This window comes from uncultured Bacteroides sp. (genome assembly GCF_910585845.1).
Classification (GTDB): Bacteria; Bacteroidota; Bacteroidia; order Bacteroidales; family Bacteroidaceae; genus Bacteroides.
Genome location: NZ_CAJUHF010000080.1, coordinates 1 through 9,667, shown reverse-complemented (window position 1 = coordinate 9,667; position 9,667 = coordinate 1). Strand labels below are relative to the sequence as shown.

Annotated in this window: 6 protein-coding genes and 1 pseudogene; 6 read left to right on the top strand and 1 reads right to left on the bottom strand. The window is 45.8% G+C overall.

Annotation, left to right across the window (positions count from 1 at the left end):
• From QZ323_RS14020 to QZ323_RS13995, 6 genes and pseudogenes are all read left to right on the top strand, one after another.
• Positions 1-198, top strand: a pseudogene (locus QZ323_RS14020) (hypothetical protein); the annotation flags it as partial.
• Between the two features lie 26 nt (positions 199-224).
• Positions 225-2,102 carry an RNA-binding domain-containing protein gene (locus tag QZ323_RS14015; protein WP_294635321.1) on the top strand — a complete coding sequence of 626 codons (1,878 nt, stop codon included), beginning with the start codon at positions 225-227 and terminating at the stop codon, positions 2,100-2,102.
• A gap of 524 nt (positions 2,103-2,626) precedes the next feature.
• Positions 2,627-3,157, top strand: coding sequence for an HU family DNA-binding protein (locus QZ323_RS14010; protein WP_294635320.1), 531 nt, complete (start codon positions 2,627-2,629; stop codon positions 3,155-3,157).
• A 195-nt stretch (positions 3,158-3,352) separates the two neighbouring features.
• Positions 3,353-3,613, top strand: a complete 261-nt coding sequence (locus QZ323_RS14005) for an OadG family protein (protein ID WP_294635319.1) — start codon at positions 3,353-3,355, stop codon at positions 3,611-3,613.
• Between the two features lie 36 nt (positions 3,614-3,649).
• Positions 3,650-5,485: a biotin/lipoyl-containing protein gene (locus QZ323_RS14000; RefSeq protein WP_294635318.1), complete on the top strand. Its 1,836-nt coding sequence runs from the start codon at positions 3,650-3,652 to the stop codon at positions 5,483-5,485.
• A gap of 6 nt (positions 5,486-5,491) precedes the next feature.
• Positions 5,492-6,727, top strand: coding sequence for a sodium ion-translocating decarboxylase subunit beta (locus QZ323_RS13995; protein ID WP_294635317.1), 1,236 nt, complete (start codon positions 5,492-5,494; stop codon positions 6,725-6,727).
• Positions 6,728-6,816: 89 nt separating this feature from the next.
• Here QZ323_RS13995 and QZ323_RS13990 read toward each other — a convergent pair whose 3' ends face one another.
• Entirely contained in the window at positions 6,817-9,159 is a 2,343-nt protein-coding gene (locus QZ323_RS13990; RefSeq protein WP_294635316.1) for a family 65 glycosyl hydrolase domain-containing protein, read from the bottom strand.
• Positions 9,160-9,667: the final 508 nt, after the last annotated feature.

Below are 9,667 nucleotides of genomic sequence, written 5' to 3'. Positions count from 1 at the left end.
CCGTCCGATTGGACAGATAAAATATTCACTAATTTAATTCAACCAACAGGTATAAATATTAAACCGATAAGGATTCTGAAACATGGAAGAAAGGCAAAGTCGCTTGTCAAGTATGGTTTGGAGGAGATTTCAACAATACTTCTGCGTCCGACTTATACCCCAAAATTCGATGTTTTCAAATTTTTGTCATGTACTTAAAGAAGAAATATAAATGTATACCAATAATGATAGAAGTTAGAAGAACCGAGGAGTTTGGCGAATATTTAGAAACGCTGTTGGAAAAGAATGAATGTGACGACCTTGAATACAAGAGTGCCGCCGGTGGATTTCCTGAAAGTTTTTGGGAAACATACTCAGCATTTGCCAATACCGATGGTGGAACGATACTGCTTGGTGTGGCTGAAGGCAATGGAAAATATTACCTCGACAGACTGTCTTCGGAACAAATTGAAAAGTATCGAAAGGATTTCTGGAACAATGTGAACAATAAGTCGACTATAAGTTGCAATCTGATGAAGTCCGACAATCTTGTTATTGGCAATTTCAATGGATTTCCTTTCATGGTATTCTTTGTACCGAGGGCTGATAGAGAACAACGCCCGATATTTCGTACTATGAATCCTTATAATGGTACATTTAAACGAAACCATGAAGGAGACTATAAGTGTACAGAAAAGGAAGTGCAGCGAATGTTTGCCGATGCAGATACATCACGTCCTTCCGACAGCAGGATTCTCCGAAATTACAGCATGGATGACATTGATAAAGAGTCGGTACAACAATATCGCAGGTTGTTTGCCTTAGCAAAACCTGATCATCCTTGGTTGGTGGAAAGTGATTTTGACTTGATACGAAAGCTTGGAGGCTACAGGAAGGATCGGGTAACCAAAGAGGAAGGATTTACACTTGCCGGACTACTTATGTTTGGTAAGACAGAAGCCATAACAGACAATGAGTGTTGTCCGAACTTCTTTCCAGACTATCAAGAACGCTTGTCGGATAACCCTGACGAAAGATGGTCTAATCGTATATGCCCTGATGGGACGTGGGAGGGTAATCTGTTTCAATTCTATAGATTAGTATTACCGAGACTACAGGCCGTGTTACCAAAACCATTCAGGCTGGAAGATAATATTAGGAGAGATGAAACGCCTGCTCACGTTGCAGTTCGTGAGGCATTGATTAATCTTCTTATTCATGCTGATTATTCGGAGAATGCATCGTTAATGGCGCAATTATATAAAAATAAAATCATTTTTTCTAATCCAGGAACTATGCTGGTGTCGAAATTGCAATATTATAATGGTGGAGATAGTGTTTGCAGAAACAAAGCATTACAGACCATGTTTATGATGCTTGGCACTGCAGAGAAAGCAGGAAGTGGCGTTGATAAAATATTGAAAGGCTGGCGTGAGCAAAATTGGCGTGTTCCCATAGTAGAAACCAAATGCCAACCAGATAGAGTGGTGCTTACAATGAGGATGGAAACAGTGATGGATGACGAGGTAAAAGATAAACTTGTTGCGGCATTTGGTGAACAAATAGTGAATGTTGGTCACGAACGACTTGTCGTATTGAATATTGCATGTACGGATGGATTTGTTACAAATGAGAGACTTCGTTCTATACTTAATATTCATAAGGCAGAAATAGCAGATTTGCTTAAAGATATGTGTGGAGCTAATCTGCTTGTGGCAGAGGGATATGGTAGAGGTACAAAGTATTATTTGCCGGACTTTGGTAGTAATATGGCAACCTCAGGTGTTAATATGGCAACCTCGTGCGCTAATATGGCAACCCCAAGTGTTAATATGGCAACCTCGTGCGCTAATATGGCAACCTCAAGTGTTAATATGGCAACCTCGTGCACTAATATGGCAACCTTTATAAAAAAGAGAATGAAACCGGAAGAACTCAAGGAACTAATAAAGAGTAAAACGACAGACTGGACTTCACTGGAAGAACTGGCTGCGATAGTAAATAGAAGCCATAAATATTTACGCACTAACGTTATTCCGCATTTGATAAAGGAAGGTTTTCTTGAGATGCTGTTTCCTGGCGTTCCTAATCACCCTAAGCAAAAATATAAATCAAAGAAATAAAGAAAGAGCGGGATGCTTTGATTCAATAGTGAGAATTAATGAACAAGTGTGTCCCGTTTGGTTTTGCTATACGGTGTTTTTCATGCTTCCTGTTTGTACGGTTTTGTAGGTAATCTTAATGACTTGTTATGAACAAGAAGAAAATATCGGCAAAATGAGGCATTCCCCTTGGTTGTAGAGATTGCATAAAATGCCATTGCTCATTATCAGTACTTTACGTGTCTTGCCTGTAGAGATTGCCATAATCCCCTTGTTATCCCTCTGTCATCCCCCTGTCATAGCTTTTTTCTTCATTGTAGAGATTGAGATTTTAAGGAGCACTGTATATCAACGATTTAGCTAAGCGGGCTGTAGATGTCATTTTTTAGCTTTTGCTTGCTTGCTGCATTAACTTTGCAACATCGAATTTGAGCAACGACAGACGGTCGGACCGTTGAGGCCTCACGGTGAAAACCCCTGCTTCTCGGATGAGATAAAAGAGTTTAGATATACATTATTAATTAATCATTAAAAATTTTATTATTATGGCTTTTTACAAGAAATTTCAATCCAAACTGAACGATTTGTGGTATCCGAAAGCAATCACTGTCGGTGCCCCCATTTCTACGGACAAAGTAGCAGACAGATTAGCGGTATTATCTACTGTCACCCGTGGTGACACGTATGCCGTATTGAAAAACCTGGGTGGCGTGTTGGCCGATTATATGGCCATGGGCTGTACGGTGAAGATAGAGGGCGTGGGCACTTTCTACTACACGGCTGCCACGAACAAGAGGGGTGTTGCCACGCCGGAAGAGGTGAATGCCGGACAGATTAACGGCATACGTGTACGCTTCATACCCGAAGTGAAACGTAGTAGCAACAAGCAGATTACCACCCGTTCCCTGGTGGATACGGATGTCGCTTGGCTGGATGTGGAAAAGCTTGCCAATGGGGCTACCTCCGGAAACACTCCCTCCGGTGATAATACCGAAGGAGACAACCAAGATGGTGACAATCAAGGTGGCTCAGGCTCCGGCGAAGGCGGCGGTGTAGACGAGAATCCCTTCGGTTGATTCTTCCTGTAACTTCTGATATTAGTTTTTTTGACATTTATCTGCGTTAAATGCTTCCCGTACAACAACTTCTTGTTGTACGGGGACTTTTGTTTTAGCATCTTTTATCATTTATTCCTGCTTTTCTCTCATGAATATTCGCTAATTTCGGACGATTTTTTGCAAAACAGGTCGAATAACTAATAATTCATCATAATGGAAAATATAAATACTGCACTTTTGCTGATGGTAGTAGGTATGGTAACTGTGTTCTGTATCTTACTGATTGTAATCAATTTAGGAAAGGGTCTGATCCTTTTGGTAAACAAATATGCACCCGAAGAAGTGGCGGCAGATAAGAAAGGCGCCCAAGGTCCTGCTCCGATTCCCGGAAATGTATTGGCTGTTATCAATGCCGCAGTAAGCGTGGTTACACACGGAAAAGGCAAAGTGGCCAAAGTAGAGAAAGTGAAATGATAATCTTTAATAAAAATATAGACCGATTTATTTGATATGAAAAAAGAAATTAAGTTCAGTTTGGTATTCAGGGACATGTGGCAGAGTGCCGGTAAGTATGTGCCCCGCGTAGACCAACTGGTAAAGGTGGCTCCTGCTATTGTTGAGATGGGCTGTTTTGCCCGTGTAGAAACAAACGGCGGAGGTTTTGAACAGGTAAATTTATTGTTTGGCGAGAATCCTAATAAGGCTGTACGTGCGTGGACGAAAGCTTTCCATGAAGCCGGTATACAAACCCACATGCTGGACCGTGCACTGAACGGACTTCGCATGAGTCCTGTGCCTGCCGATGTGCGGAAACTGTTCTATAAAGTAAAGAAGGCTCAGGGAACAGATATCACGCGTACTTTCTGCGGACTGAATGATATCCGCAATATCGCTCCCTCCATCACATACGCCAAGGAAGCGGGCATGATTTCGCAATGCTCTCTCTGCATCACGCATTCTCCTATCCATACGGTGGAATATTACACAAACATGGCATTGGAGCTGATTAAGTTGGGTGCTGATGAAATCTGCATCAAGGATATGGCAGGTATCGGACGTCCGGTATCGCTGGGTAAGATCGTTGCCAATATCAAGGCAGCCCATCCCGATGTGCCCATCCAATATCATAGCCATGCAGGTCCGGGCTTCAATATGGCAAGCATTCTTGAAGTGTGCGAGGCAGGTTGCGACTATATCGATGTAGGTATGGAACCGCTGTCTTGGGGTACGGGACATGCTGACTTCCTGAGCGTGCAGGCGATGTTGAAAGACGCAGGCTTCCAGGTGCCGGAAGTGAATATGGAGGCATACATGAAGGTTCGTGCCCTTATTCAGGAGTTTATGGACGACTTCTTGGGATTATATATCAGCCCGAAAAACCGTTTGATGAACTCCTTGCTTATCGGTCCGGGTCTGCCGGGCGGTATGATGGGAAGCCTTATGGCCGACTTGGAGTCTAACTTGGAATCCATCAACAAATATAAAGCAAAACGTAACTTGCCGTTCATGACGCAGGATCAGTTGCTTATCAAGCTGTTCAATGAGGTGGCATACGTTTGGCCGCGCGTAGGTTATCCCCCGTTGGTGACTCCGTTCAGCCAGTACGTCAAGAACTTGGCAATGATGAATGTGATTGCCATGGAGAAAGGCAAGGAGCGTTGGGGTATGATTGCCGACGACATTTGGGATATGCTGTTGGGCAAGGCAGGCAAGTTGCCGGGAGAATTGGCTCCTGAACTTGTAGAGAAAGCCGAGCGCGAAGGTCGTAAGTTCTTCACCGGCAATCCGCAAGACAACTATCCGGATGTGCTCGACAAGTATCGCAAGATGATGAAAGAGAATAAATGGGACCTGGGAGAAGATGATGAAGAACTCTTCGAATATGCCATGCACCCGGCACAATACGAGGCTTACAAGAGCGGCAAGGCTAAGGAAGACTTCTTGGCAGACGTTGAGAAGCGGAAAGCTGAACTCAGCAAGTCGCCTTTGGATGATGCCAAACCGAAAACGCTTACCGTACAGGTGGACGGACAGGCTTATCGGGTGACGGTTGCATACGGTGATATCGACCTGCCCGCAGATGCTACTGCCAAAGTGGAAGCACCTGCTGGTGAAGGACAGGACGTGCCTGCTCCGTTGGAAGGCAAGTTCTTCCTGACCAAGAACACGCAGGAAACTCCGGTGAAGGTAGGCGACAAAGTCAAGAAAGGTGATCTGTTGTGCTACATTGAAGCGATGAAGACATACAATGCCATCCGTGCAGACTTTGATGGAACGATTACTGCCATCTGTGCCACTCCGGGTGACTCTGTATCGGAAGATGATGTATTAATGAAGATAGGATAAACTGTGATGGAAGAAATATTTGCAAAACTCTACGATATGACGGCGTTCAGCAATATCATTGCCGACCCGTCGTTTCTGGTGATGTATGCCATTGCTTTCGTTCTGTTGTATTTGGGCATAAAGAAGCACTACGAACCGTTGTTGCTGGTGCCCATTGCTTTCGGTGTGCTCATTGCCAATTTCCCCGGTGGAGATATGGGAGTGATTCAGGCTGATGAAAACGGAATGGTCATGGTGAATGGCGTGATGAAGAACATCTGGGAAATGCCGCTGCATGAGATTGCACACGACCTGGGACTGATGAACTTCATCTACTACATGTTGATTAAGACGGGATTCCTGCCGCCTGTTATCTTTATGGGTGTGGGTGCCATGACGGACTTCGGACCGATGCTCCGCAATCTGCGTCTTTCTATATTCGGTGCTGCTGCACAGCTGGGTATCTTCACGGTGCTGCTGGTAGCTGTGCTGATGGGATTCACTCCGCAGGAGGCTGGTGCATTGGGTATCATTGGTGGTGCCGATGGTCCGACGGCTATCTTCACTACGATCAAGCTGGCTCCGCATCTGCTGGGTCCGATTGCCATCGCTGCTTATTCTTACATGGCGCTGGTACCGGTGATTATTCCGTTGGTAGTGAAAGTCTTCTGTACCAAGAAGGAACTGATGATCAATATGAAAGAGCAGGAGAAGCTCTATCCTTCTAAAGTGGAGATCAAGAATCTGCGTGTGCTGAAGATTCTCTTCCCGATTGCGGTGACTACGGTTGTTGCTCTCTTTGTGCCGTCGGCAGTGCCCTTGATCGGTATGTTGATGTTCGGTAACCTGATTAAGGAGATTGGTTCCGACACCAGCCGTCTGTTTGATGCGGCATCCAACAGCATCATGAATGCGGCTACCATCTTCTTGGGATTGAGCGTAGGCGCTACCATGACGAGTGAGGCGTTCCTGAACTGGACGACTATCGGCATTGTGATCGGTGGTTTCCTTGCTTTTGCACTTTCCATCACGGGCGGTATTTTCTTTGTGAAGCTGTTCAACCTGTTCAGCAAGAAGAAAATCAATCCGCTGATCGGTGCTACGGGATTGAGTGCTGTGCCTATGGCAAGCCGCGTATGCAATGAGATTGCTACGAAGTACGATCCGAAGAATCATGTGTTGAACTACTGTATGTCCAGCAATATCTCCGGTGTAATCGGCTCGGCTGTAGCAGCTGGTGTGCTGATTTCATTCTTGGGATAAGAGTTTGATTATAAAAAACGATCAGCCCTGCCACACATTGTTGTGGCGGGGCTGATTTTGTTTTCCACTTTCCATTTTCCACTTTTCATTTATGAAGGACCGATAGCTTCTTCATAAGAATAATTCCCAATTGCGCAATTTGAGTCTTTGTCTGCTTTTAGGTCATAGACGTTCTGATATACTTGGATGCTCAGTTCTTCTCCAGCAATCAGTGATATCCTTATCTCTTTTCCTACTTGTACGTATAGCGTGCGTCCGAGATAATTCACTTGGAAAGAATACTCTTTCCATTGTTTCGGGATGACGGGAGAGAAACATAATCGGTTGTCCCGTATGTCCATGCCGGCAAAGCCTTTCACAATGGCAAGCCAGCTGCCGGGCATACTGGTGATGTGCAATCCCTGATGGGTTTCGTTGTTATAATCGTCCAGGTCGAGGCGGGTGGCGTGCATGAAGAGTTGGTAAGCACGTTCCACGTCACCGATGCGCGCAGCCAGGATGGAATGGATATGCGGAGATAGTGAGGATTCGTGTACGGTCATCGGTTCATAGAACTCGAAATTGCGGCGGACTGTCTCTTTGTCGAAGTGGAAGTAATAGAGGTAGAGGCCTAACAGTACATCGCTTTGCTTGATATAGCAGGAACGCAGGATGCGATCCCATGACCAATGCTGGTTGATGGGACGCTCTTCGGGAGGGATGGCATCGGTGCTTTCCAGTACCTTGTCCAAATAGCCGTCGTTCTGTACGAAGATGCCCAATTCTTTGTCTTCGGGCAGATACATGCGGTCGATGATGTCGTGCCAGCGTTGGGTTTCCTCTTTTGGGCGGAAGTTGGTGGCATGGCAGATACGTACGTATTCATCAGGATACTCTTGGGCTATGGTCTCGATGTATTGAAGGGTCATGCGCAGACACTGTACACACGAGTAGTTGGTATACCAATTGTTGTCCACGTTGTTCTCATACTCGTCGGGACCGGTCACGCCCAGTATCACATACTTTTGTTTGGGATTGGAAAAAGAGACGCGTTGGCTCCAGAACCGGGAGACGGCAATCATCACTTCCAGACCGTAACGGATGAGGTAGTCTTTGTTTCCGGTCAGTTGTACGTGTTGCGCGATGGCATAGACGATGATGTTGTTGCGGTGTATCTCTTCGAAGGTGATTTCCCATTCGTTGTGGCACTCTTCGCCGTTGTAAGTCACTTGGGGGAATAGTGCCGCTCCGTCTTTGAAACCCAGTTTACGGGCGTTCTCGATGGCTTTTGGCAGTTGGTTGTAGCGATATATCAGCAGATTCTTTGCTATGTCCCGTGGGGTGGAGAGCAGGAAGAACGGCACGCAACATAGCTCTGTGTTCCAGTAGGTGTTTCCACCGTACTTCTCGCCGGTGAATCCTTTCGGACCGATGTTGAGGCGAGGGTCGTCGCCGCGGTAGGTCTGGCATAGCTGGAAAATGTTGTAGCGGATGCCCTGCTGTGCTTCCGGGTCGCCTTCGATAGTGACGTCCATCTCGTCCCATATCTCTTTCCAGGTTTGCCGATGGTCGTTGGACAGGGTGTCCCAGCCTGTGGCCTTGGCTTGGCGGGCTTCGGCGATGGAGTGGTCTACGAGATGTTGGCGCTCGTAGTAGAGTGAGGAGGTGATGGCGGTATATTTGATGAGCGTAACGCAGTCGCCCGGCTTCATATCCGTGCCGAGGCTGAATCCGGTCTGTGTCTCCTTTTCAATCCTTATGGGGTTGGAAGTGGTTTCTTTGCCGTTCTTGAAGAACTGGTAAGTCATGGCGTAGCACACTTGTGCGTCTTCCCTTCGGGTCTGTGTCCAGAGATAGGCACAATCTTTATCAACGCCGGAGCGCAAGGTATTCCGTATTTTCTCTTTCTGTTCGTCATCCTTGTTGGTTATGATGGCGTTCAGCGAGGGGAGGAGGGAGAGCTTGCCGGTGTAGTTGACGGAGGCGACACTGTATTTCACCAGACACAGGTTGGGATGTGCCATATTGTTGATGTGCTCCACATGTATGCGCAACTGGTTTCCTTTGGGTGAGGTCGTCTCGAAATCGCGGTAGGAGATGCCGGCTTTCATGTCGAGGCGGCGGCTGAAGCTGTTTATTTCCCACTGTGCCAGGTCCAGTTCTTCGTCGATGAGCCGCAGGCTGACGCGTGCCCAGTCGGCAGCGTTGGGAATGCGGGTATAGAATGCAGGAAAGCCGTTTTTCCACCAGCCTACGCGTGTCTTGTCCAGAAATGTGATACCGGCAATGAATGAACCGCGATAGGAATCGCTTGAATAAGGCTCTTCAAAGTTTCCCCGTTGTCCGAAGCGCCCGTTTCCCAAGCTGAATATACTCTCGGATATTCGCAGGTTGTCAGCGTGGAAGTCGTTTTCGATGATGTTCCATTCATCTGTTTCAAGGTATCTTTTCATAGTATGCATTTCTTTAATTATTGTGGGTGTAAAGATAAACAAATAAATGGATAAATGGTAGGATGCAAGGCTTTTTCGTAGAATAATTATGCCTGATATGCGCATCGGGAAATACAATATTTGTAGCTTAATCCCCCTGAAAAGATATGGATGAGGATGAATGTGTCAAAACCCCTAAAATAAAGAAGAATTCCTTGCTTTTCCTCGCCACACGGCTAACCATGCAACTACAGGAACGCAAGAAACTCCTCTTCCAAACAACTCAAAAAAGGGGCACCTGAAAGTCTAATTCTATAAAGTAGTCCCCGTTTATCCTAAAAACTATCGTCGGCCTGTCCGGTACTTCCCTTAAAAGTTTCTTATCCGTTCGTACGACGAACTATATTAGGGATAGTCTTAAATTTGTCTAAACATTTTCAACAAATTGATTGCTAGTATGATATAAAATTCGTGTCTTAGCAAAAAGAAATAAAAAATCCCCCGAACCTCTGGAAAAGGTCAAATTCGG